Source organism: Enterobacter cloacae complex sp. 370H10, assembly GCF_050031535.1.
Taxonomy (GTDB): domain Bacteria; phylum Pseudomonadota; class Gammaproteobacteria; order Enterobacterales; family Enterobacteriaceae; genus Enterobacter; species Enterobacter intestinihominis.
Genome location: NZ_JBLGWG010000001.1, coordinates 1865623 through 1887969, shown reverse-complemented (window position 1 = coordinate 1887969; position 22347 = coordinate 1865623). Strand labels below are relative to the sequence as shown.

Sequence of the window (22347 nt, the reverse complement as noted above, 5' to 3'; positions counted from 1 at the left end):
CTCTCAGAGGTGGGAAACCGGCGGTATGACGCCCGGTTGCAGGTAGTGTTCGATACGCAGTAACTGGTCAGTCAGTAAAAGCTCGCGATTGAGACCGGTTACCGTCAAAAGTTGTTCACGACTCTGGCAGATATCATGAAGGATAGCGTGCAGCGACTGCCCTGACAGGCGATTCGCCAGCGTGGTGACCAGCGCCCACACGTCAGGGTTAGTCAGAAGCGTAGCCCCCTGCTGGATTTTGAGCGCATCCAGCAGCAGCGCGGCCAGCCAGTGCAGCCGTTCCGGAGCCTGATCGCTGTTCAGCGCTGGCAGCACGCTCAGCCAGTCATGGCTGTCGAGGGCTGATTCAACCGCACGACACAGCGTTTCACGCTGGGACCACACTTCGGGCTGTAATAAGGCCAGCGCAGCCGCAGGCGCACCGCTGCACAGGCGCAACGCTGAGAGCGCCGCGTCTTGTGACACCGTCACTTCCCGCTCAAGCCAGGCGAGTGCCCAGGATTCCTGAGGGACAGCAAGGTGGTGAAGACGGCAGCGACTGCGCAGCGTCGCCAGCAAGCGTTCCGGCTCGCGGCAGGAGAGGAAAAACCAGGTGTTTTCTGGCGGCTCTTCCAGGGTTTTTAACAGCGCGTTGGCTGCGGCTTCCGTGAGCAGCGCGGCGTCTTTCAGCCACACCACTTTCGCCCCCCCCAGACGCGCATATTCGTACAGTTTCTCACTGACCTCACGCACCGCGTCGATACCGAGCGTATTTTTGCCCTTCTCAGGTTCGAGGGTGTAATAGTCAGGATGCGTGCCCGCCTGCATGAGCTGGCAACCCCGGCACTTACCGCAGCTTTTATGTCCTTCCGGCTGTTGGCACATCAGAAAGCGGGTTATGGCGTAAATCAACGCATCATCACCCATTCCCGGCAGCGCCTGGATCAGTAACGCATGATGCCCCCGACCAACCTGATAGCTGCCGATCAGCTGTTCAAAGTGTGGGCGCAACCATGGATACCATTTCATGCCTGCTGCTCCTGTAGCCACTGCGTAACGGTCTGCTGAATATCACATGTAACGTCTTCAAGGGATTGCGTCGCATCGATGGTACGAATGGTCTTGTCCTGCCCGGTCAGTTCCAGATAACGCGCACGGGTGCGGTTAAAGAAATCAAAAGACTCCTGTTCGATGCGGTCCAGTTCACCGCGGGCACGGGCGCGCTTAAGGCCCACCTCAGGGGTCACGTCCAGATACAGCGTCAGGTCAGGACGGAAATCGCCCAGAACCGCGTCGCGAAGCGTAGCCAGCATGGCCTGATCGATACCCCGTCCACCGCCCTGATACGCCTGGGTTGAGAGATCGTGGCGATCGCCAATCACCCATTTGCCTTCTGCCAGAGCGGGTTTGATCACCGTCTCCACCAGCTGAACGCGCGCCGCATAGAACATCAACACTTCCGCTTTGTCGGTAATAACTTCATCGCCAACGGATTTGATATCCAGAACCAGGCTGCGCAGTTTTTCCGCCAGCTGCGTACCGCCCGGCTCGCGGGTGAAGACCATGTCGGCGACGCCAAGCGATTTCAGCGTATCCACCACCACGTTACGGGCGGTGGTTTTGCCCGCCCCTTCGAGTCCCTCAATGACAATGTATTTACTGCGCATTTTTTTCCTTAAGTGCCTTCAGATAGTCCTGAACGGAGCGATTGTGGCTGGCCAGGTTGGTATTGAACGTATGCCCCCCTTTTCCGTCAGCCACAAAATAGAGATACGGCGTTTTGGCCGGGTGCGCGGCGGCCTTCAATGATGCTTCACTCGGCGTCGCAATCGGTCCAGGCGGCAGGCCGCTAATCACGTAGGTATTATACGCCGTTGGCGTTTCCAGATCTTTTCTGGAAATCCTGCCGTTGTAGTTTTCGCCCATCCCGTAGATGACGGTAGGATCGGTTTGCAAACGCATGCCGATGCGCAGACGGTTAATAAACACCGAGGCAACCTGGTCACGTTCGGCAGCAACGGCCGTCTCTTTCTCGATGATCGAGGCCATCGTCATGAACTGGTTTTGATCTTTATAAGGCAGCCCCTCTGCTCGCCCTTTCCACGCAGCGTCTACCGCCGCGACCATTTTGTTGTGCGCGCGCTTCAGAATTGCCACATCCGTCGTGCCTGCCGTATACATCCACGTATCGGGCCAGAACCAGCCTTCCACCCACTCGGGATGTTCGAATTTTAAGGCGTCTGCCACGGTCTGGTAGCGGTCATCTTTCAGCGTATGCTTGATGTACGGCGCGTCACGCAGTTGCCTGAGATAATCGCTCAGACGCATACCTTCCACAAAACGCAATGGAAACTGGGCTTCTTTACCACTCTCCAGCAGTTTCAGCATCTCGCGCACGGTCATGCCAGGGGTGAAACGATAGGTACCGGCCTTGAAGTGGGACAGGTCCGGCTCAATACGCAGCAGCCACTGGAATACGCGTGGGCGATTGATAATTTTGTCGTCATACAGCTGCTGACCAAGCGCCTGCCGCCCGGTCCCCGCTTTCAGGGTAAAAATCGTCTCGTCTTTAATCAGGATCTGACTTTCAGCCAGCTGACGGACTTTCCACACTCCCGCTCCGCCAGCGATTCCGAACGCAACGATAAGAAGGAGGACAAAGCGTAACATTTTCTTCATGACTACCTGGTTTGCTCACATAACGGGGCCAGAAACTGGAACAGCTCGCGGGATGACCAGCACTTGCGGTCATAAGCGCGAACGGGGACAACGGGCATCAGCGCATTGCAGATAACAACTTCTTCGGCAGCCAGCAGCGCCTCTTCCTTAGCGTTAACTTCGACAACGCGAAAGCCTGCGCGTGCCAGCTGTTGCAAACAAAACTGCCGCATAATGCCGTTGACTCCGGCCTGCTCCAGCGAAGGCGTGAATACGTCACTGCCCTTCCGCCAGAGTAAATTAGCCGCACAGCATTCCGTAATGTACCCTTCGCTGTCAAGAACCAGCGCCTCCCCGGCCTCCGTCTGCTCAAGATGAGTACGAATAAGCACCTGTTCAAGACGGTTAAGATGTTTTATGCCAGCGAGCATCGGGTTTCGCCCCAAACGTACCGGGCTAAGCGCCAGGACTACGCCCTCTTCACGCCAGTGCGCGTAATGGGAAGGATAATCTGAAACGGAAAGGATCCGCGCAGGATGCTGGCAGGCAGAACCGCTATAGCCCCGACCACCGCTGCCGCGGCTGATAATGACTTTCAGGACGCCGCTTGCTTTCTCTGACGCCAGCCGACGCATTTCACTTTCAAGAATGTCCCACTGCGAAAAGGGGATAAGTAATGCTTCACAGGCTTTTTGTAAACGAAGGATATGGGCCCCGAGCAGGCACACGCCACCGTCGAGAATACGCGCGGTCGTGAAACAGCCATCGCCAAACTGGGTCGCCCTGTCGCTTGCCGGCAGCATTTCTTGCTCAAGGCCATTAATTAAAAACATAGTGGCTCCTTATGCATGGAGGCTCAGTCTGGCAGGATGTGGTTAGCCGGACAAGGGGATATCACCTAATAAAAAAGGCCCGGCAAGCGGACCTTTATTATTGTCAGCGACTAACCAGACTCAGACCTTTTTGAAGATCAGAGAACCGTTAGTCCCACCGAAGCCGAAGGAGTTACACAGGGTGTACTCCATACCGCTAACCTGGCGCGCTTCGTGGGGAACGAAGTCCAGATCGCAACCTTCATCTGGATTATCCAGGTTGATGGTTGGCGGTACAGCCTGATCGCGCAGCGCGAGAATAGAGTAGATTGATTCTACTGCACCCGCCGCACCCAGGAGGTGACCGGTCATGGATTTCGTGGAGCTCACCAGTACACGGCTGGCAGATTCGCCGAAGATAGACTTAACCGCCTGCGCTTCTGCTTTATCGCCCGCAGGGGTAGATGTCCCGTGCGCGTTAACGTAGCCAATCTGTGCCGGCGTAATGCCCGCATCACGGATGGCGTTTTCCATCGCCAGCGCAGCACCTGCGCCGTTCTCTGGAGGAGACGTCATGTGGTAAGCATCGCTGCTCATGCCAAAGCCAACAACTTCAGCATAAATTTTCGCGCCACGTTTTTTCGCGTGTTCGTACTCTTCCAGTACGATCATGCCTGCACCGTCACCCAGCACGAAACCATCACGGTCTTTATCCCACGGACGGCTCGCCGCCTGAGGATTATCGTTTCGGGTAGAGAGCGCACGCGCTGCACCGAAGCCACCGACGCCCAGCGGGGTACTGGCTTTTTCAGCACCGCCCGCAACCATAGCATCTGCATCGCCGTACGCGATGATACGCGCGGCCTGGCCGATGTTATGCACGCCAGACGTACAGGCTGTCGCGATTGAGATGCTTGGGCCACGCAGGCCGAACATAATGGTCAGGTGACCTGCCACCATGTTTACAATCGTAGACGGAACGAAGAACGGGCTGATTTTACGCGGGCCGCCATTCACCAGAGATGTATGGTTTTCCTCGATCAGGCCAAGACCGCCAATCCCGGAGCCGATAGCAGCGCCGATACGGGTAGCGTTCTCTTCCGTAATCTCAAGGCCAGAATCCTGCATGGCCTGAACGCCAGCGACAATTCCATATTGAATGAAGGCATCCATCTTGCGCTGTTCTTTGCGCGAGATGATCTCTTCACAGTTAAAATCCTTTACTAAGCCAGCAAATTTCGTTGCATAGGCGCTAGTATCGAAATGGTCGATTAGGCTGATGCCGCTCTGACCGGCAAGGAGAGCTTTCCAGGTGGACTCTACGGTATTGCCGACAGGAGACAACATGCCAAGTCCGGTCACAACTACACGACGCTTAGACACGTTTGTCCTCCAGGGAGGGATAAAAAAAGAGATTCGTGGGACTACAAAAGATAAAACTCAGGCGGTCGAATGACCGCCTGGAGATGTTCACTTACGCCTGGTGACCGTTGATGTAATCAATGGCAGCCTGAACGGTGGTGATTTTCTCAGCTTCTTCGTCCGGAATCTCAGTATCAAACTCTTCTTCCAGAGCCATTACCAGCTCAACGGTGTCAAGAGAATCTGCGCCCAGGTCTTCAACAAAGGAAGCGGAGTTCACAACTTCTTCCTGCTTAACGCCCAGCTGTTCGCCGATAATTTTCTTAACGCGTTCTTCGATAGTGCTCATACTCTTAAATTTCCTATCAAAACTCGCTTTCGCGATGGTTTTCGTAGTGTATAAAATGTTGAAAAATTTGCAACTAAATCCCGGCAGGTCTTACCACGATTTTACGTTATTTTGAGGCCATTTGCCCAAATAACGCAAATATTTTCGATCGTGATTAAACCATGTACATCCCGCCGTTGACGTGGAGGGTTTCACCAGTGATGTAACCCGCTTCGTCAGAGGCTAAAAATGCAACCGCGCTGGCGATTTCTTTAGGGTCGCCAAGACGACCCGCTGGAACTGCCGCCAGCGTACCCGCACGCTGATCATCGGTCAGCGCACGCGTCATGTCCGTTTCAATAAAGCCCGGAGCAACAACGTTTACAGTAATTCCGCGGGACGCGACTTCGCGCGCCAGCGACTTACTGAAACCGATCAGACCTGCTTTCGCCGCAGCGTAGTTAGCCTGACCAGCATTTCCCATGGTACCAACCACAGAACCTACAGTGATAATACGTCCATGACGCTTTTTCATCATAGCGCGCATTACCGCTTTTGACAGACGGAATACCGATGACAGGTTGGTTTCGATAATATCGTTCCACTCATCATCTTTCATTCGCATCAACAGGTTGTCGCGAGTGATCCCGGCATTATTGACCAGAATATCCACTTCGCCAAACTCTGCGCGAATATTTTCCAGAACAGATTCGATAGATGCTGGTTCAGTCACATTCAGTACCAGACCTTTGCCGTTCGCACCCAGATACTCGCTGATGGCCTGTGCGCCATTCTCGCTGGTCGCAGTCCCGATCACCGTCGCGCCGCGCGCAACCAGTGTTTCAGCAATAGCACGCCCGATACCGCGGCTTGCGCCGGTCACCAGGGCAATTTTTCCTTCAAAACTCATGGTATTCCTCTTTTATTGCGAGAGTGCCGCTTTCATTGCTTCCGGCTCGTTAATAGCCGAGGCAGTCAGGGTGTCTACAATACGTTTTGTCAGACCGGTAAGTACCTTACCTGGACCGACTTCATACAGATGTTCAACGCCCTGAGACGCCATAAATTCAACGGTTTTGGTCCACTGAACTGGGCTGTAGAGCTGGCGAACCAGCGCGTTACGGATAGCCTCCGGCGCGGTTTCGCACTTCACATCGACGTTATTCACAACGGAAATCGTCGGTGCGTTAAAGGTCATTTTTTCCAGCTCAACCGCCAGCTTATCGGCAGCGGGCTTCATCAGCGCACAGTGAGACGGCACGCTCACCGGCAGCGGCAGTGCACGTTTTGCACCCGCAGCTTTACAGGCAGCGCCTGCACGCTCAACCGCTTCTTTATGACCCGCGATAACGACCTGGCCTAGCGAGTTAAAGTTTACCGGAGAAACGACCTGACCTTCAGCAGATTCTTCACAGGCTTTAGCAATAGAAGCATCATCCAGACCGATGATGGCAGACATGCCGCCCGTGCCTTCTGGCACCGCTTCCTGCATAAACTTACCACGCAATTCAACCAGACGGACCGCGTCAGCGAAGGCAATCACTCCTGCGCAGACCAGCGCAGAGTATTCACCCAGGCTATGACCCGCCATCAGCGCCGGCGTTTTGCCGCCCTGCTGCTGCCATACGCGCCACAATGCGACGGAGGCTGCCAGCAGTGCCGGTTGAGTCTGCCAGGTTTTGTTCAGCTCTTCAGCTGGGCCCTGCTGGGTCAGCGCCCACAGATCATAACCCAGCGCGTCAGAAGCTTCACGGAAAGTCTCTTCAATAACCGGATAGTTTGCTGCCATTTCAGACAACATCCCAACAGTTTGTGAGCCCTGTCCCGGGAACACAAAAGCAAATTGCGTCATTTTTTAATCCTTATCCTAGAAACGAACCAGCGCGGAACCCCAGGTGAACCCGCCACCAAAGGCTTCAAGCAAGACCAGTTGGCCCCGTTTAATTCGTCCATCGCGTACCGCTTCGTCAAATGCGCACGGTACCGATGCCGCAGAGGTGTTGCCGTGGCGATCAAGCGTCACCACAACGTTATCCATAGACATGCCCAACTTCTTCGCCGTCGCGCTGATAATACGCAGGTTAGCCTGATGCGGTACCAGCCAGTCGAGTGCGGCGCGATCCAGATTGTTCGCTTCCAGCGTCTCATCAACAATGTGAGCGAGTTCGGTCACGGCCACCTTGAACACTTCATTACCCGCCATTGTCAGGTAAATCGAACTGTCCGGATTAACGCGATCGGCGTTAGGCAGCGTTAACAGCTCGCCGTAGCGACCGTCAGCGTGCAGGTGCGTGGAGATGATGCCTGGTTCTTCGGACTGCCCCAGCAGCACCGCGCCCGCGCCATCGCCAAAAATAATGATTGTGCCGCGATCGGTTGGATCGCAGGTACGCGCCAGCACATCAGCACCGATCACCAACGCATATTTTACGGCACCCGATTTAACATACTGATCGGCGATGCTCAGCGCATAGGTGAAACCCGCGCACGCCGCTGCAACATCAAATGCCGGGCAGCCTTTGATGCCGAGCATGTTCTGCACCTGGCACGCTGCGCTTGGGAAGGCATGCGTGGCAGATGTTGTCGCCACCACAATAAGCCCGATCTGTTCTTTATCAATGCCAGCCATCTCAAGCGCTCGCTGAGCGGCTTCGTAGCCCATGGTGGACACAGTTTCGTCTGGCGCGGCGATACGACGTTCACGGATACCTGTGCGCGTGACAATCCACTCGTCAGACGTATCTACCATTTTTTCAAGATCGGCGTTGGTACGCACTTGTTTTGGCAGGTAGCTGCCGGTACCTAAAATCTTCGTATACATGTACGCTCAGTCACTTTTAGCTAATACAGATCCCAGGCGAGCGGCAATCCTCTGAGGGACTTGTCGCTGCACCGCCTGCACTGCCTGTTCAATCGCGACGGTAAATGCTCGCTGATTGGCGGCGCCATGACTCTTAATCACGATGCCGCGCAATCCTAACAGACAGGCGCCATTATACTGGTCGGGGTTGAGGTGACTGAATCGCCGCGTCAGGCTTTTTTGTAACCAACGCTTTAATAAAATCAGCCACCAGGACCTTTTTTTACCTTCTCCCTGCGATTTCAGCAGAGAAAGGAACATTCGTACGACCCCTTCCATGGTCTTCAACGTCACGTTTCCGGTGAAGCCATCACACACTAATACATCCGTTTTGCCCGTCAGCAACTCATTGGCTTCGAGATAACCAATATAGTTGATGGAGGGAACCTGTTTGAGTATTTCCGCAGCGTCGCGGATACTGTCCAGGCCTTTGGTCTCTTCTTCACCAATATTCAATAACGCAACGCGGGGATTGGTAATTCCGACCACGTCTTCTGCCAGCACCGACCCCATCACGGCAAACTGAGCCAGCATTGTACTATCACAATCTACGTTAGCGCCCAGATCGAGCACCACCGTTTTGCCCTTCTGCTGATGCGGTAACACCGTCACCAGCGCCGGACGCTCAATGCCCTCAATCGGCTTGAGCAATAATTTCGACAGCCCCATCAGCGCGCCAGTATTTCCCGCGCTGACGCAAGCCTGCGCTCGCCCTTCTTTCACCAGCTCCAGCGCCATTCGCATAGAGCTGCCGCGGCTATTACGAATAGCCTGCGATGGCCGGGCATCACTGGCAATAACTGACTGCGCAGGAATAATCTGCAGACGCGAACGTTGTTCAAAGTCAGCTTTTGCAAGTAATGGCGTGATTGTGTCGGGATTACCGACTAAAAGAAGTGTGAGTTGCGAATTAGAATTCAGTGCCTGCAATGCTGCAGGCACTGTCACGGTAGGGCCAAAATCTCCCCCCATGACATCTAACGCCAGGGTTAGACGTGTCAAGGTATCGTCGCAGCCTGGTTCGGTAAACTCCCCGTTTTCACGGGGAAGTTCCTCACTAAGCCTAATCACGCTGACGCGTGATTACTTAGTGATAACCTTGCGGCCGCGGTAGAAACCGTCAGCGGTGATGTGGTGACGCAGGTGTTTCTCACCAGAAGTCTTGTCTACAGACAGGCTGGTAACTGCGGTCAGCGCGTCATGGGAACGACGCATGCCACGTTTGGAACGGGTTGGTTTATTCTGTTGTACGGCCATGGACCTTACTCCTCAATTACTTACGCTTTAAGCTGGCTAATACGGCAAATGGATTTGGTTTTTGCGCTTCATCAGGCAGTTCCCCAAAGACCATGTCCGCCTCGGACACTTCACAGTGTTCAGAATCATGCACCGGAACGACTGGCAGGGAGAGGATGACTTCATCTTCAACCAGCGCCAGAAGATCGATTTCACCGAATTCGTTAACCTCAATCGGTTCATACGCTTCCGGGAGTGCTTCAGCCTGTTCGTCAGAACGAACCGGACTGAAACAATACGTTGTGTGAACATGCTGTATAAACGGTTTCCCGCAGCGCTGACATTCGAGCGTTACCGTCACCTTTGCATCACCGGTTAAAACGGCGAGGCGCTGGTTGTCGATAGCGAACGACATGGAGCACTCTACATCACTGTCCACACTGACTACAGATTCGGCAATACGCTCAGCCTGATCGGAAGAATAGATTCCTTCGTAATCGAGGCGTTTTTGAGCCGTACGAACCGGATCAAGAGTCAGGGGTAATTTTACCTTTTGCATAGGGCGCGCATATTAACTTTGTAACGTCATAGAGTCAAAGAAAAAGGCAACCAGAGCTGCCTTTTGCCAATTATTCGCACACATTGCGGCCTGTAGTTTAAAATGGCTGGCATCGATACGCTATATCTGGTGATAAAAATATGCCAAATCTCGTCCTTGCTTCCACTTCACCTTATCGCCGAATGCTGCTGGAAAAGCTCGGGATCCCGTTTGAATGCGCCGCGCCGGAGGTGGATGAAACGCCACAGCCGGGCGAGTCACCGCGTCATCTGGTGACCCGTCTCGCGAAAGAGAAAGCACAGTCGCTGGCCGTACGTTACCCCGCTCATCTGATTATAGGCTCCGATCAGGTTTGTGTGCTGGGCGGCGAAATCACCGGTAAACCGCATACGGAAGAAAACGCCTGCCAGCAGCTTTTGCGTGCGCGAGGCAGTATCGTGACCTTTTATACCGGCCTGGCGCTTTATAATTCCGCCTCCGGTCATCTGCAAACCGAGTGTGAGCCATTTGATGTGCACTTCCGTCATCTCAGCGAGGAGGAGATTATGGATTACGTGCGTCGGGAACGTCCTCTGAACTGCGCAGGGAGTTTCAAAAGTGAAGGACTGGGAATTGCACTGTTCGACAAGCTGGACGGGCGGGATCCCAACACGCTGGTGGGGTTGCCGCTGATTGCGCTGTGCCAGATGTTAAGGCGAGAAGAGTGTAATCCGCTGACGATGTGATTTTTGCCCAGCGGCGCTTCGCTTGCATGGGCCTACGGATTTCGTAGGCCGGGTAAGCGAAGCGCCACCCGGCACATAATCAGCCGCGCAGAACTTTCAGGCAGCGTTTCAACTGCTCATCCAGCGGCGCTTCAATACGGATAACTTCACCGGTATTAGGATGGGTAAACTTCAGCGCTGCCGCATGCAGGAACAGACGCGACAGCCCCGTACCCGCCAACTGCTTATCAAACTCGCGATCGCCATAGCGATCGTCGAACGCAATCGGATGGCCTGCAAACTGGGTATGGACGCGAATCTGGTGAGTACGCCCCGTCACCGGACTACAGCGCACCAGCGTGGCAAATTCGTAGCGCTCTTCTACTTTAAATCGCGTCTCAGACGGTTTCCCTTCCTGATTAACACGAACAATGCGCTCACCGCTTTGCAGAATATTTTTCAGCAGCGGCGCCTGCACCACTTTCACGTGGGACTGCCACTGGCCGCGCACCAGCGCCAGATAATCTTTCTGCATCCCTTTTTCGCGCAGCTGTTCATGCAGGGAACGCAGTGCAGAACGTTTTTTCGCCACCAGCAGCACGCCTGAGGTATCACGGTCAAGACGGTGAACCAGTTCGAGGAAACGCGCTTCCGGGCGCAGCGCACGTAAACCTTCGATCACGCCGAAGCTCAGACCGCTCCCCCCGTGTACCGCCGTTCCGGACGGTTTATTCAGCACCAGAATGTGGTCGTCCTCATAAAGGATAACGTCGCTCAAAGCCGCGACTTTTTGCAGCTTCGGAGAAACGACCTCTTCTTCACGCTCTGCAACACGTACCGGTGGAATGCGGACTTCATCGCCCGCCTCGAGCTTGTACTCGGGCTTCACACGTTTTTTGTTCACCCGCACCTCACCCTTACGCAAGATGCGATAAATCATACTTTTTGGCACACCCTTCAATTGGGTGCGCAAAAAATTATCGATACGTTGCCCCGCCTCGTCGTCGGCGATGGCAACCATTTTTACGGCTGGAGTCTCTGTTTTCATGGTTGGCGATTCTAAATAGCGTCTGACATTAGCGCCACTCATTTTTCTATGCTTATATTTACTTTTATCCGGACCACTCCCCTTTCGCGCAATCGATTTGGTGGTTATTAAACCAATCACCCCGTTGAAGTGAAGAAACTGTGAGTAACCGGGTGATAATTGGTAAAAGTCATCTTGCTATAACCCGGCGAGCAGTGGAATAATGAATCCGTTTTCCGCGTTAAATCCGGGTTTTGTAAGGATGTCGACGGAATGACCAATTTTGTCTGACCGATCATCCACGCAGCAATGGCGTAAGACGTATTGATCTTTCAGGCAGTTAGCGGGCTGCGGGTTGCAGTACTTCCCGGTATAAGGATTGTTCTCTGGAGAGTTTTCCCAGGCAATTCCCCTGATAATTGCGCTGTGTTTCCCTATGAAATACAGGCAACCGACACTCTGCGCCTCTTAAGCGAGCGACAACCGTGAGGTTGGCGACGTGAATAGACACGAGGCCATCGGTTCATACCCCGGAAAGCGTCACCTTGCCCGCAGCTTTGTCGTCAATGTAAGAATAACGAGTAAGTTACGATGAAAAGAATGTTAATCAACGCAACTCAGCAAGAAGAGTTGCGTGTCGCCCTTGTGGATGGGCAGCGCCTGTACGATCTGGATATCGAAAGTCCTGGACACGAACAGAAAAAAGCGAACATTTACAAAGGCAAAATCACCCGCATTGAACCAAGCCTTGAAGCTGCATTTGTCGATTACGGTGCTGAGCGTCACGGTTTCCTTCCTCTCAAAGAAATCGCCCGCGAATATTTTCCTGCAAACTACAACTCCCATGGCCGTCCGAACATCAAAGATGTTCTGCGTGAAGGTCAGGAAGTTATCGTCCAGATCGATAAAGAAGAGCGTGGCAACAAAGGCGCCGCGCTGACCACCTTTATCAGTCTGGCAGGAAGCTATCTGGTATTGATGCCAAACAACCCGCGTGCGGGTGGCATCTCTCGCCGTATCGAAGGCGATGACCGTACCGAGCTGAAAGAAGCACTGGCAAGTCTTGAACTGCCAGACGGCATGGGCCTTATCGTGCGCACCGCAGGCGTTGGCAAATCTGCCGAAGCGTTGCAGTGGGACCTGAGCTTCCGTCTGAAACACTGGGAAGCCATCAAGAAAGCGGCAGAAAGCCGTGCTGCGCCGTTCCTGATCCACCAGGAAAGCAACGTCATCGTGCGTGCCTTCCGTGATTATCTGCGTCAGGACATCGGTGAAATTCTGATTGATAACCCGAAAGTGCTTGAGCTGGCTCGCCAGCACATTGCCGCACTGGGTCGCCCGGATTTCACCAGCAAAATTAAACTGTACACCGGTGAAATCCCGCTGTTCAGCCATTATCAGATTGAATCCCAGATCGAGTCTGCCTTCCAGCGTGAAGTGCGTCTGCCGTCCGGCGGTTCTATCGTTATCGATACCACCGAAGCGTTGACCGCCATCGACATCAACTCCGCGCGAGCAACCCGCGGCGGCGACATCGAAGAGACCGCCTTCAACACCAACCTTGAAGCCGCTGATGAAATCGCCCGCCAGCTCCGCCTGCGCGACCTGGGTGGTCTGATCGTTATCGACTTCATCGACATGACCCCGGTTCGCCATCAGCGTGCGGTTGAAAACCGTCTGCGTGAAGCGGTGCGCCAGGATCGCGCGCGTATCCAGATCAGCCATATTTCTCGCTTTGGCCTGCTGGAGATGTCCCGTCAGCGCCTCAGCCCGTCTCTGGGTGAGTCCAGCCATCACGTCTGCCCGCGCTGTTCCGGTACAGGTACCGTTCGTGACAATGAATCTCTCTCCCTCTCTATTCTGCGTCTGATTGAAGAAGAAGCGCTGAAAGAGAACACCAAAGAGGTTCACGCTATTGTTCCGGTGCCGATTGCCTCCTACCTGCTGAACGAAAAACGTGCAGCGGTGAGCGCAATCGAAGCGCGTCAGGGCGGCGTTCGCTGCATCATCGTGCCAAACGACGAGATGCAAACCCCGCACTATCACGTGCTGCGCGTGCGCAAAGGCGAAGAGACAAGCACCCTCAGCTACCTGCTGCCGAAGCTGCATGAAGAAGAAATGGCGCTGCCGTCTGATGAAGAGCCTGCCGAGCGTAAACTGCCTGAGCAGCCAGCTTTAGCGACCTTTATCATGCCGGAAGCACCGCCAGAAGCGACGCTGGAAAAACCAGCGGAAAAACCTGCTGTGCAGAAAGTGGCTCCTGCCGCGCCAAAAGCGCAGCCTGAGCAGCCTGGTCTCCTGAGCCGCATCATCGGTGCGCTGAAAAAAATGTTTGCCGCCGAAGAAGTTCAGCCTGAGGAGCCGAAAGAAGCGCCAAAAGAAGCGAAACCAGAGCGTCAGCAGGACCGTCGTAAGCGTCAGAACAACCGTCGCGACCGCAACGACCGTGGCGATCGTAATGAGCGCCGTGATAATCGTTCCGATAACAACGAAGGTCGTGAACAGCGCGAGGACAACCGTCGCAACCGTCGCGAGAAGCAACAGCAGAACGTTGAAGATCGTGAGATTCGCCAGCAGGCGGGCGATGAGTCCGAGAAGAGCAAACAGCGTGACGAGCAGCAGCCTCGCCGCGAGCGTAACCGTCGTCGTAACGATGACAAACGCCAGGCTCAGCAGGAAGTCAAAAACCTGAATCGCGAAGCGCCTGTAGAACAGCAGGACACTGAGCAGGAAGAGCGTACTCAGGTTATGCCGCGTCGTAAGCAGCGCCAGCTGACCCAGAAAGTACGTGTGGGTGTTGTTCAGGCCGAAGAAAACGACGTTATCGCGGTTGAAGCGGCTGAAAGCACAACGGGTACTCAGGTTGCGAAAGTTGACCTGCCAGCCGTAGTGGAAAATCAGGTTGAGCAGGACGAAAGCAGCGAAAACCGTGATAACGCAGGTATGCCGCGTCGCTCCCGCCGTTCTCCACGCCATCTGCGCGTGAGCGGTCAGCGTCGCCGTCGTTATCGTGACGAGCGTTACCCGACCCAGTCTCCAATGCCAATGACCGTGGCGTGCGCGTCACCTGAGATGGCATCCGGTAAAGTCTGGATCCGTTATCCGGTTGCACGTCCGGAGCAGGCTGTTGAAGAACAGGCTGTGACCGAAGAGGTGATTGCACCAGTCGTCGCGGTGGAAGACGTCGTGACTGAAGCGGCAACCGTGGTCGAACCGCAGGTTGTTGAAACAGCGCCGCCGCAGGCTGTGGAAGTGGAAACGACCCATCCTGAAGTGATTGCTGCGCCGGTTGATGCCGCACCGCAGATCATTGCCGAAGAAGATACCGTGGTGGCTGAAGAAGTCGCGGAAGACGCTAAGCCTGTATCCGCAGCAGAAGAGCCCGCAGACGTTGCCGTCGAAACGGTGACGGAAGAGGTTGTTCAGGACGTCGAGATTCAGGTTGAACCTGTTGTCGAAGAGGTCAAAGCGCCTGAAGTGAAATCTGAGCCGGTTGAGATCGTTGAAGCTGTAGCGCCTGCTCACATTGCTACCGCGCCAATGACTCGTGCCCCGGCACCTGAGTATGTGCCTGAAGCACCACGCCATAGTGACTGGGTTCGTCCGGAATTCAACTTCGAAGGTAAAGGTGCTGCCGGTGGTCACAGTGCGACGCACATGGCTACTGCCCCAGCTACTCGTCCTCAGCCTGTTGAATAACGCACGCTAAGACTGAAAGCCGACCTTCGGGTCGGCTTTTTTATGGCTGTTGCAGGGGCTTTCTCATCCCGGTGACCTCCGGCATTATCTGCCGCATCAGCTCCAGAAAACGCCGCAAGCGCGCCGGATAATAGCGTGACCAGGGATAAACCAGATGTACCGGTAGCGCTGCTGGCTGCCACTCTGGCAGTAAATGCACCAGTCGCCCTTCCCGAATATCATCCTGTACCGTCCAGCTGGATACCACCGCCACGCCTAGCCCGGTGAGTGCCGTATTGCGCGCTACATACAGGCTGTCGGTACTCAGGCGTGGCGTAATGGTAACTCTCGCCTGGGTGGGTGTTGCCTCGTGGAAGAGCTCCACATGGCGTTGATAAAAAGAGCTGATGGCAATCCAGGGGAGATGTTGCAGATCGTCCGGCGTGTTAACCGCGGGAAAACGGGCCAGGAGTGCCGGTGACGCTACCACTGAGCGCGGCACTTCAGCCAGTAGCACAGACACGGTTGCCGGATCGACTTCCACGCCCACCCGAATAGCACAGTCAAGATTATCGCCGAGGAAATCAACCGAGCGATCGTTAAGCATCCACTCAACAGAAAGCTGGGGATAGCGCTGCAAAAATTGGGTTAACGGTTTTAGTAGCTGATCCTGGCCAAACGCGTGAGGCGCGCGCACCCTCAGCACCCCGACCGGTTCATCTTCCGTCTGCCCCACCTCGTCTTCCAGCGCCAGCCAGCTGTCAATCACCCGTCTGGCATGCTGATAACAACGTTCACCGTCATCGGTCAGCCGTGTCGTATGGGTTGTGCGCAGCATCAGGCGCACGCCCAGCATGGTCTCGAGCGACTGCAACCGTCGGCTCACCGTGGCCTGGGTTGTTGCCAGCTGACGTGCCGCCGCAGAAAGGGACCCCGCCTCCACAATGCGAACAAAGGTTCGCATCAGTTCTACACGATCTATACGCTCAGTCCGTTTCATATCATTTGCACCTATACGCTACACGTATAATCGTTTTACCACCGCGCCCGCTACCGTCGCAAGGCGTACTGATAAAAAATAGCCGCACACGACGAATGAGGAACATCTTATGAACACAACTGCCACCCCGGCCATAAGCCGCTGGGTAATCTTAATGCTGGCGCTCGGTGCGGGCTTCAGCGTGGCATCCATCTATTATGCCCAGCCTCTGCTGCCGCTGATGGGCTCAGACCTGCACCTGAGCATCGAAGGCATGGGCATGGTCCCGACACTCACCCAGGCGGGTTATGCCTTAGGCATCCTGTTTCTGCTCCCGCTCGGCGATCGTTATGACCGCAGAACGTTGATCCTGATAAAAAGTGCAGCTCTGGCGCTGTTCCTGCTGGGTTGTAGCCTGACCGGACAACTGCATTCCCTGCTGCTCACCAGCCTGCTGATTGGCATGGCCGCCACCATGGCGCAGGATATTGTCCCGGCCGCAGCGATCCTCGCGCCGGAAGGCAAACAGGGAAAAACGGTCGGCACGGTGATGACCGGCCTGCTGCTGGGGATTTTGCTCTCCAGAACCGTGAGCGGCGTGGTGGGTGAAGCCTTTGGCTGGCGAGTGATGTATCAGCTGGCCGCCGCAAGCATTGCCTTTATCGGCGTGGTGATGTGGGCCGTACTTCCCCGCTTCGCCGTTCATTCCACGCTGAGCTACCCGGCACTGATGCGCTCCATGGAACACCTCTGGCGTCGCTACCCGGCGCTGCGTCGGGCTGCGCTGGCTCAGGGTTTTCTGTCGATTGCCTTTAGTGCATTCTGGTCGACGCTGGCGGTCATGCTGCTGGAACGGTATCACCTTGGCAGCGCCGTGGCGGGTGGTTTTGGTATTGCCGGAGCCGCAGGCGCGCTGGCCGCACCGCTGGCAGGCAGTCTGGCCGATAAGCTGGGCGCCGGTAAAGTGACCCAACTGGGTGCCGCGCTGGTGACCCTCTCGTTTGCCCTGATGTTCCTGATGCCAGCCCTGGGTGTACACGGCCAGTTGCTCCTGATTGCCCTCTCCGCGGTCGGTTTTGATCTCGGTTTGCAGTCCAGCCTCGTGGCGCACCAGAACCTGGTCTACAGCCTTGAGCCGCAGGCCCGTGGGCGCCTTAACGCCCTGCTGTTTACCGTCATTTTCATCGGAATGGCGCTGGGTTCGGCATTAGGCAGCAATATCTATACGCTGGCAGGCTGGACGGGCGTGGTAGCACTGGCAACCCTGTGTGGTGCCATTGCGCTGGCTATCAGAGTGATTGAAAGCGCCCGGGTGGTGTCCGCTCAGGCAGAAAGTGTGTAAAAAAAATGCCCAACCCGGACGGGTTGGGCAGTCAAAACATGCCCAGTTTCAGACATGTCAAACAGGTCAGAGTCTTATCTGTTCATCTGGAACAAAGACATACCCTGCATATCGCTAAAGGCTTTATACGAGGCCTGCAACGCCGCCTGCTGCATGGTGTAGGACGAAATCACCGAGTTCCAGTCTACGTCAACCAGGTCGCTCATCTGCTGAGTCTGGCCCAGCGCGCGGTCTTCACCCAGAGAATCCAGCTTGCCCAGCTCGTCCAGCTTGATGCCGAGGTCCGCGCGAACGGTCAGCACGTTGTTGAGGGAGTTGCTCAGGCCACGGTTGGCTTTATCAATAGCCGCCGTAAATGCTTCAGCCTTCGTTTCGTCATCGCCAATCGGCTTATTCAGCGCTTCAATTGCGGAGTCGAGGATCTTGAACAAATTCGTTTCCGGCGTACTACCATCTGGCTCTGGCTTCGCATTGCTGGTGAAGCTATCGAAAACTTCAGTGCCCGTATGGCTGATTTGCATCGTGCGCGCAGAGTCAACCTGCTGGCTGATTGGCGTTCCGCCGCCCTTATAATCACCCGTAGTCTGGTCGAAAGCCGCCGCTTCGGTTTTGTAACCGGAAAAAATATAGCGACCGTTACCGTCCGTGCTGTTAGCCAGGTTCATGAGCTGATCGCGAATACCTTGCAGGTTCGTTGCCAGCGAAGCGCGGTCATCGTCACTTAACGTACCGTTGCCCGCATTGACAATCTTTTCCTGAGCAGCCTGGATAGCGGTTGTCACTTGCGATAACACGTTTTCTTCCAGCGAGACTTTCGTCGTAGCGAAGGAGCGCGCCAGCGCATACTGGCTGTTTTGCGTTTGGGCCTGAGAGAGCACAACGGCCTGCGAAGCGGCAATCGGATCGTCAGACGGACGGTTGATACGCTTCCCCGTAGACATCTGCTCGCCGTAGCTGAGCCAGAGGCTTTGGGAGTTCGTCACGCCGCGCATGCTTTGCTCATACATCATTTGAGTACTAATACGCATTTTTTATGCCTCAGCCTTAGCGGATATTGATCAATGCATCAAACAGCGTGCTCGCCGTTTGCAGCACCTGCGCATTCGCCAGATAGTACTGCTGATAGCGTTGCAGGTTGCCATACTCTTCATCCAGGTTAACCCCGGAGATTGACTGCTGTTGTTTGGTCAGCTGCGTAACAACGTTAACTTTGGTTTCGCTGCTGGTTTTCAGCGACGCCGTGGTGCTGCCCACCGTACTGACCAGCGCGGCATAAGCATCGTTAAAGGTTTTGTTTCCCCCCACCAGCTTGGCGCTCTGCAAATCCAGCAGCTTTTGGCCATTGGTATTGTCGCTTTCGCCGCTTCCTTTCGCGGAAGCCATCGCCAGTTTGGATTCGTCGCTGATCGCAACGTCCATATTCACGATAACGTCATTCACCGGCTTCACGATAAAGCTGTCTTTATTATTGGCCGAGCCGCTAATGTTGACGTTGAGGCCATCAAACGAAAGATTACCGCTGGTATCCGGCATAGCCGTGAAGCTGGTGTTGTCTGACAGACGGGTGATGGTCCAGTCGGTACCGTTGTACTCAACTTTGTAGTTTGTCGCCTGGACCTTGGTACTGTCCGTCATCGTTGCCGTCACGGACGCGCTTCCGGTGTTCTTACCGTTACTCAGCACTGCCGGGGAGCCAAAATCAAACAGCTTGCCGCCTGCGTCTCCGTTGGCATCAAAGCCCGCCTGGTGCTGGGTATTCATGGCATCCGCAAACGCCAGCGCCATCTGGTTAAGCGTATTTCGCGCCTGATCCAGATCCTGAGAACGGAACGTTAACAGCCCCCCAAGCGACCCCGTGGTGATCTGTTTTTCTGAGATCTCCACGTTGCCTGCTGCGGCATCCACATACGCAATCGTTGTACGTGCAGGGTCCGCGCTGGATTTCACCGCAGCCAGCTGGCTGGCGTTGCTGCCCTGGACCAGGGTGTAGCCGTTGGCGATAGAGATGTTGTAGGTGCCGCTGTCCTGTACGGTCACGTCCACACCGACTATTTTGTTCAGTTCGCTCACCAGCTGATCGCGCTGATCGAGCAGTTCGTTCGGGGATGCGCCCGCCCCTACGCCAGTCAGCCGGGAAATCTGATCGTTAAGGTTAGCAATCTGCTTCGCATAGTTATTGATCTGATCGACGCTGGTAGAAATCGCCGTATTGACCTGCGCATCCTGATCGCGGAGATATTGATCGTTAGTTTTGAACTGGTTTACCAGACCATCTGCCTTCCCGAGTACCGTCTGGCGTGCAGCCGGATCTTCTGCGTTACTCACCAGCGTTTGCAGGCTTTTAAAGAAATCCTGGAGGTTGGCAGAAAGCGAGTTCGTGGTATCCGACAGCACGTCGTCAATTTTCGACATCTGCTGGTAGCGCGTGGTCAGGCCGCTGCTCTGGTTCTGCGCCGCGCGCAGCTGGTTGGTAATAAATGCATCATATTCACGCTGAACGCCGGAGACATAGACCCCGTTACCCACCCAGCCGCCGCCGGTCAGGGTGCTGTTTGATGCGCCCAGAATGGTAGTCTGGCGGGTATAACCTGCCACGTTGTAGCTTGAAATATTATTACTGACGGTATTGAGTGCCGACTGCGCAGCACTGAGGCCACTCATGGCGCTGTTAATCAAACTGGACATGGGGGTTCCTTTTATACGTTCAGACACGAGTCCTGATGAAGGTTATCGGCAACCTCCACCGGGACTTGAGAACTTTCAGAACAGATTTTCGAGATCTGTGCTATACGCTTTGCTGACCTTCTCAGACATGGATTTCAGCTGTTGGATCATGCTGGTCAGCTTGCGTGCATAGTTTGGATCGGTCGCGTAGCCGGCATTCTGCAATGCCTGAGCGCCCTGCTCTGGCGTGGTGGCCTGGGTCACGGCGGTGTAGCGCGGATTCCGGCTCAACAGCCCGACATAATCCGACAACGCTTCCAGATACGAGCTGTAGACGCGGAATTTGGCTTTCACCTTCACTGCCGCACCGTTCTCATATTCGGTGGTGGTAATTTCCGTGGTCGGCCCCTTCCAGCTGGAGGTGGCCTTCACGCCAAAGATGTTGAAGCTCGGCTCGCCGTTCTCCCTGCGGATCTGACGTTGCCCCCAGCCCGACTCCAGCGCCGCCTGCGCCAGAATCAGATGGTGTGGCACGCCGCTTTCTTCACTGGCAAGACGTGCCGGCAGGGAGAGCTGCGCCAGGAAGTCTTTGCTGTCGCCGGAGAGCGGCTCGTCACGCGCTTCTGTCGGCTTCGGCATCGCCTTACGCACCATCTGGGTCAGCGCCTGATTTTGATAACTGGTCACCTTTTCCAGATCAAACTTCAGCGGCACCTGCGGCGGAGCCTCTTCAGGTGGCAGCCCCTGAGCGGCTGCGGTCTGTTTCACAATCATGTCCGCCAGGCCGAGCCCCTTTCCGGCAGTCATTTGCTGGGCAATCTGCTGATCGTACATGCTGGTGTAAAGCCGTGTGGAATCGCTGCTGAACATGCCATCTTTCGGCAGGGTTTCACGCATGCTTTTCAACATCATCTGCACGAACATGCCTTCCACCTGACGGGCAACCGGGCGGATATTCGCCGCCGGATCCTTGCCCGCTTTGGTTTTCAGCTCGTTGAGCGACTGGGCATCCCAGGCGGCACTGGTCAACAGTTTGCTATCGGTCAGCATTTAGATGATTTCCAGTTTAGCGCGCAGGCAGCCTGCACTTTGCATGGATTGCAGAATGGACATCAGATCCATTGGCGTTGCACCCAGCGCGTTCAGGGCACGTACCACGCTGTTCAGGTTGGCGCTGGAGCGCACGCTCTGCAACGATCCGCCGCTCTGTCGTAAATCAATCTGCGTTTGCGGGGTCACTACCGTCTGACCGCCACCAAATGGGGTATCCGGCTGGCTGACGTTGGCCGAGCGGTTAACCGTGACGGAGAGATTGCCCTGCGCCACGGCGCAGCTGTCCAGCGTCACTTCGCGGTTCATCACCACCGATCCGGTACGGGAGTTGATAATGACTTTTGCATCCTGCACCGACACGTTCACTTCCATATTCTGGATATCGGCCAGCATCCGCACCTGGTTGCTGCTACCGGTTGACGTGCGGATCTGCACGGTGCGGGCATCCAGCGCGGTGGCGCTGCCGTAACCCCGGCTGCGGTTGATGGTGTCAGCAATCTGCTGCGCCATCGTGAAGTCTTCGTTATTCAGTTGCAGGTTAATGGTGTTGCCGGTGCCGAACTGGGTCGGCAGCTCACGTTCGATGATCGCGCCGTTGGTAATACGTCCCCCGTTCAGCTGGTTCACCTGCACGCTGCTGCCGCCCGCCGACGCACCTGCCCCGCCAACCAGAATGTTGCCCTGCGCCAGAGCATACACCTGGCTGTCGACGCCTTTCAGCGGCGTCATCAACAACGTACCGCCGCGCAGGCTTTTGGCGTTACCCATCGACGAGACAACCACGTCGATGGTCTGTCCCTGACGCGCAAAGGCCGGATAAGACGCGGTCACCATCACCGCCGCCACGTTTTTCAGCTGCATGTTGGTCCCCGCCGGTACGGTAATACCGAGCTGAGAGAGCATGTTGTTCAGGCTCTGGGTGGTGAACGGCGTCTGGGTCGTCTGGTCACCCGTCCCATCCAGCCCCACCACCAGGCCGTAGCCAATCAGGGAGTTTTCGCGCACGCCCTGCACGCTGGTGAGATCGCGAATGCGATCGGCCTGCGCAACGGTAGCGACCAGCGACAGCGTCACGGCGAAGAGAAATTTATACATAGGTCACCTCG

The 22347-nt window shown here is 55.4% G+C and carries 21 protein-coding genes; 3 read left to right on the top strand and 18 right to left on the bottom strand.

Annotation, left to right across the window (positions count from 1 at the left end):
• Nucleotides 1–3 precede the first annotated feature (3 nt).
• From holB to yceD, 12 genes are all read right to left on the bottom strand, one after another.
• A complete protein-coding gene (gene holB, locus ACQG2Q_RS09245; protein WP_022647744.1) occupies nucleotides 4–1008 on the bottom strand; it encodes a DNA polymerase III subunit delta' in 1005 nt (334 codons plus the stop codon).
• Nucleotides 1005–1646 carry a dTMP kinase gene (gene tmk / locus ACQG2Q_RS09240; RefSeq protein WP_063849330.1) on the bottom strand — a complete coding sequence of 214 codons (642 nt, stop codon included), beginning with the start codon at nucleotides 1644–1646 and terminating at the stop codon, nucleotides 1005–1007. Before tmk ends, holB begins: the two co-directional genes overlap by 4 nt.
• Nucleotides 1636–2658: a cell division protein YceG gene (gene yceG / locus ACQG2Q_RS09235; protein ID WP_063841146.1), complete on the bottom strand. Its 1023-nt coding sequence runs from the start codon at nucleotides 2656–2658 to the stop codon at nucleotides 1636–1638. Before yceG ends, tmk begins: the two co-directional genes overlap by 11 nt.
• A gap of 2 nt (nucleotides 2659–2660) precedes the next feature.
• Nucleotides 2661–3470: an aminodeoxychorismate lyase gene (pabC, locus tag ACQG2Q_RS09230; RefSeq protein ID WP_023299796.1), complete on the bottom strand. Its 810-nt coding sequence runs from the start codon at nucleotides 3468–3470 to the stop codon at nucleotides 2661–2663.
• Nucleotides 3471–3590: 120 nt separating this feature from the next.
• On the bottom strand, nucleotides 3591–4832 hold the full coding sequence (gene fabF, locus ACQG2Q_RS09225) for a beta-ketoacyl-ACP synthase II (protein WP_022647740.1): 1242 nt from the start codon (nucleotides 4830–4832) through the stop codon (nucleotides 3591–3593).
• Between the two features lie 91 nt (nucleotides 4833–4923).
• A complete protein-coding gene (gene acpP, locus ACQG2Q_RS09220; RefSeq protein WP_003857954.1) occupies nucleotides 4924–5160 on the bottom strand; it encodes an acyl carrier protein in 237 nt (78 codons plus the stop codon).
• A gap of 154 nt (nucleotides 5161–5314) precedes the next feature.
• Nucleotides 5315–6049: a 3-oxoacyl-ACP reductase FabG gene (fabG, locus tag ACQG2Q_RS09215; protein ID WP_022647739.1), complete on the bottom strand. Its 735-nt coding sequence runs from the start codon at nucleotides 6047–6049 to the stop codon at nucleotides 5315–5317.
• Between the two features lie 12 nt (nucleotides 6050–6061).
• Nucleotides 6062–6991, bottom strand: a complete 930-nt coding sequence (gene fabD, locus ACQG2Q_RS09210) for an ACP S-malonyltransferase (RefSeq protein WP_063849331.1) — start codon at nucleotides 6989–6991, stop codon at nucleotides 6062–6064.
• Between the two features lie 15 nt (nucleotides 6992–7006).
• The gene (locus ACQG2Q_RS09205) at nucleotides 7007–7960 is read right to left on the bottom strand and encodes a beta-ketoacyl-ACP synthase III (RefSeq protein WP_003857960.1); all 954 of its coding nucleotides are present in this window, start codon (nucleotides 7958–7960) and stop codon (nucleotides 7007–7009) included.
• A gap of 6 nt (nucleotides 7961–7966) precedes the next feature.
• Nucleotides 7967–9001, bottom strand: a complete 1035-nt coding sequence (gene plsX, locus ACQG2Q_RS09200) for a phosphate acyltransferase PlsX (RefSeq protein ID WP_152811225.1) — start codon at nucleotides 8999–9001, stop codon at nucleotides 7967–7969.
• A gap of 81 nt (nucleotides 9002–9082) precedes the next feature.
• Nucleotides 9083–9256: a 50S ribosomal protein L32 gene (gene rpmF, locus ACQG2Q_RS09195; RefSeq protein WP_003857964.1), complete on the bottom strand. Its 174-nt coding sequence runs from the start codon at nucleotides 9254–9256 to the stop codon at nucleotides 9083–9085.
• Between the two features lie 16 nt (nucleotides 9257–9272).
• On the bottom strand, nucleotides 9273–9794 hold the full coding sequence (gene yceD / locus ACQG2Q_RS09190) for a 23S rRNA accumulation protein YceD (RefSeq protein WP_063849332.1): 522 nt from the start codon (nucleotides 9792–9794) through the stop codon (nucleotides 9273–9275).
• Nucleotides 9795–9934: 140 nt separating this feature from the next.
• Here yceD and ACQG2Q_RS09185 point away from each other — a divergent pair, with 140 nt between their 5' ends.
• Entirely contained in the window at nucleotides 9935–10519 is a 585-nt protein-coding gene (locus tag ACQG2Q_RS09185) for a Maf family protein (protein ID WP_032624478.1), read from the top strand.
• Nucleotides 10520–10598: 79 nt separating this feature from the next.
• On the opposite strand, the gene rluC is transcribed toward ACQG2Q_RS09185, so the two are convergent.
• Complete coding sequence (rluC, locus tag ACQG2Q_RS09180; RefSeq protein WP_003857970.1) at nucleotides 10599–11546, bottom strand: 23S rRNA pseudouridine(955/2504/2580) synthase RluC; 948 nt, start codon at nucleotides 11544–11546, stop codon at nucleotides 10599–10601.
• A 570-nt stretch (nucleotides 11547–12116) separates the two neighbouring features.
• Here rluC and rne point away from each other — a divergent pair.
• Nucleotides 12117–15224 carry a ribonuclease E gene (gene rne / locus ACQG2Q_RS09175; protein WP_023305866.1) on the top strand — a complete coding sequence of 1036 codons (3108 nt, stop codon included), beginning with the start codon at nucleotides 12117–12119 and terminating at the stop codon, nucleotides 15222–15224.
• Nucleotides 15225–15264: 40 nt separating this feature from the next.
• Here rne and ACQG2Q_RS09170 read toward each other — a convergent pair whose 3' ends face one another.
• Nucleotides 15265–16203: a LysR family transcriptional regulator gene (locus ACQG2Q_RS09170; protein ID WP_063849333.1), complete on the bottom strand. Its 939-nt coding sequence runs from the start codon at nucleotides 16201–16203 to the stop codon at nucleotides 15265–15267.
• 109 nt (nucleotides 16204–16312) lie between these two features.
• Between ACQG2Q_RS09170 and ACQG2Q_RS09165 the strand changes: the two genes are divergently transcribed.
• Nucleotides 16313–17524, top strand: a complete 1212-nt coding sequence (locus ACQG2Q_RS09165) for an MFS transporter (protein WP_063849334.1) — start codon at nucleotides 16313–16315, stop codon at nucleotides 17522–17524.
• A 74-nt stretch (nucleotides 17525–17598) separates the two neighbouring features.
• Here ACQG2Q_RS09165 and flgL read toward each other — a convergent pair whose 3' ends face one another.
• The 4 genes from flgL to ACQG2Q_RS09145 all read right to left on the bottom strand — a co-directional run bounded on the left by flgL (nucleotide 17599) and on the right by ACQG2Q_RS09145 (nucleotide 22336).
• Nucleotides 17599–18552, bottom strand: a complete 954-nt coding sequence (gene flgL / locus ACQG2Q_RS09160) for a flagellar hook-associated protein FlgL (RefSeq protein ID WP_063849335.1) — start codon at nucleotides 18550–18552, stop codon at nucleotides 17599–17601.
• Between the two features lie 16 nt (nucleotides 18553–18568).
• A complete protein-coding gene (gene flgK / locus ACQG2Q_RS09155) occupies nucleotides 18569–20209 on the bottom strand; it encodes a flagellar hook-associated protein FlgK (RefSeq protein ID WP_045307939.1) in 1641 nt (546 codons plus the stop codon).
• A 75-nt stretch (nucleotides 20210–20284) separates the two neighbouring features.
• Nucleotides 20285–21238: a flagellar assembly peptidoglycan hydrolase FlgJ gene (flgJ, locus tag ACQG2Q_RS09150; RefSeq protein WP_023305862.1), complete on the bottom strand. Its 954-nt coding sequence runs from the start codon at nucleotides 21236–21238 to the stop codon at nucleotides 20285–20287.
• Nucleotides 21239–22336 (bottom strand): flagellar basal body P-ring protein FlgI, encoded by a 1098-nt coding sequence (locus ACQG2Q_RS09145; protein WP_063849336.1) that lies wholly within the window; start codon nucleotides 22334–22336, stop codon nucleotides 21239–21241.
• Between the last annotated feature and the right edge of the window lie 11 nt (nucleotides 22337–22347).

Excerpts from the sequence above, each read along its gene's own strand:
- holB (WP_022647744.1), bottom strand. The coding sequence starts at position 1,008 with ATGAAATGGTATCCATGGTTGCGCCCACACTTTGAACAGCTGATCGGC.
- tmk (WP_063849330.1), bottom strand. The coding sequence starts at position 1,646 with ATGCGCAGTAAATACATTGTCATTGAGGGACTCGAAGGGGCGGGCAAA.
- yceG (WP_063841146.1), bottom strand. The coding sequence starts at position 2,658 with ATGAAGAAAATGTTACGCTTTGTCCTCCTTCTTATCGTTGCGTTCGGA.
- pabC (WP_023299796.1), bottom strand. The coding sequence starts at position 3,470 with ATGTTTTTAATTAATGGCCTTGAGCAAGAAATGCTGCCGGCAAGCGAC.
- acpP (WP_003857954.1), bottom strand. The coding sequence starts at position 5,160 with ATGAGCACTATCGAAGAACGCGTTAAGAAAATTATCGGCGAACAGCTG.
- fabG (WP_022647739.1), bottom strand. The coding sequence starts at position 6,049 with ATGAGTTTTGAAGGAAAAATTGCCCTGGTGACCGGCGCAAGCCGCGGT.
- fabD (WP_063849331.1), bottom strand. The coding sequence starts at position 6,991 with ATGACGCAATTTGCTTTTGTGTTCCCGGGACAGGGCTCACAAACTGTT.
- ACQG2Q_RS09205 (WP_003857960.1), bottom strand. The coding sequence starts at position 7,960 with ATGTATACGAAGATTTTAGGTACCGGCAGCTACCTGCCAAAACAAGTG.
- rpmF (WP_003857964.1), bottom strand. The coding sequence starts at position 9,256 with ATGGCCGTACAACAGAATAAACCAACCCGTTCCAAACGTGGCATGCGT.
- yceD (WP_063849332.1), bottom strand. The coding sequence starts at position 9,794 with ATGCAAAAGGTAAAATTACCCCTGACTCTTGATCCGGTTCGTACGGCT.
- ACQG2Q_RS09185 (WP_032624478.1), top strand. The coding sequence starts at position 9,935 with ATGCCAAATCTCGTCCTTGCTTCCACTTCACCTTATCGCCGAATGCTG.
- rluC (WP_003857970.1), bottom strand. The coding sequence starts at position 11,546 with ATGAAAACAGAGACTCCAGCCGTAAAAATGGTTGCCATCGCCGACGAC.
- rne (WP_023305866.1), top strand. The coding sequence starts at position 12,117 with ATGAAAAGAATGTTAATCAACGCAACTCAGCAAGAAGAGTTGCGTGTC.
- ACQG2Q_RS09170 (WP_063849333.1), bottom strand. The coding sequence starts at position 16,203 with ATGAAACGGACTGAGCGTATAGATCGTGTAGAACTGATGCGAACCTTT.
- ACQG2Q_RS09165 (WP_063849334.1), top strand. The coding sequence starts at position 16,313 with ATGAACACAACTGCCACCCCGGCCATAAGCCGCTGGGTAATCTTAATG.
- flgL (WP_063849335.1), bottom strand. The coding sequence starts at position 18,552 with ATGCGTATTAGTACTCAAATGATGTATGAGCAAAGCATGCGCGGCGTG.
- flgK (WP_045307939.1), bottom strand. The coding sequence starts at position 20,209 with ATGTCCAGTTTGATTAACAGCGCCATGAGTGGCCTCAGTGCTGCGCAG.
- flgJ (WP_023305862.1), bottom strand. The coding sequence starts at position 21,238 with ATGCTGACCGATAGCAAACTGTTGACCAGTGCCGCCTGGGATGCCCAG.
- ACQG2Q_RS09145 (WP_063849336.1), bottom strand. The coding sequence starts at position 22,336 with ATGTATAAATTTCTCTTCGCCGTGACGCTGTCGCTGGTCGCTACCGTT.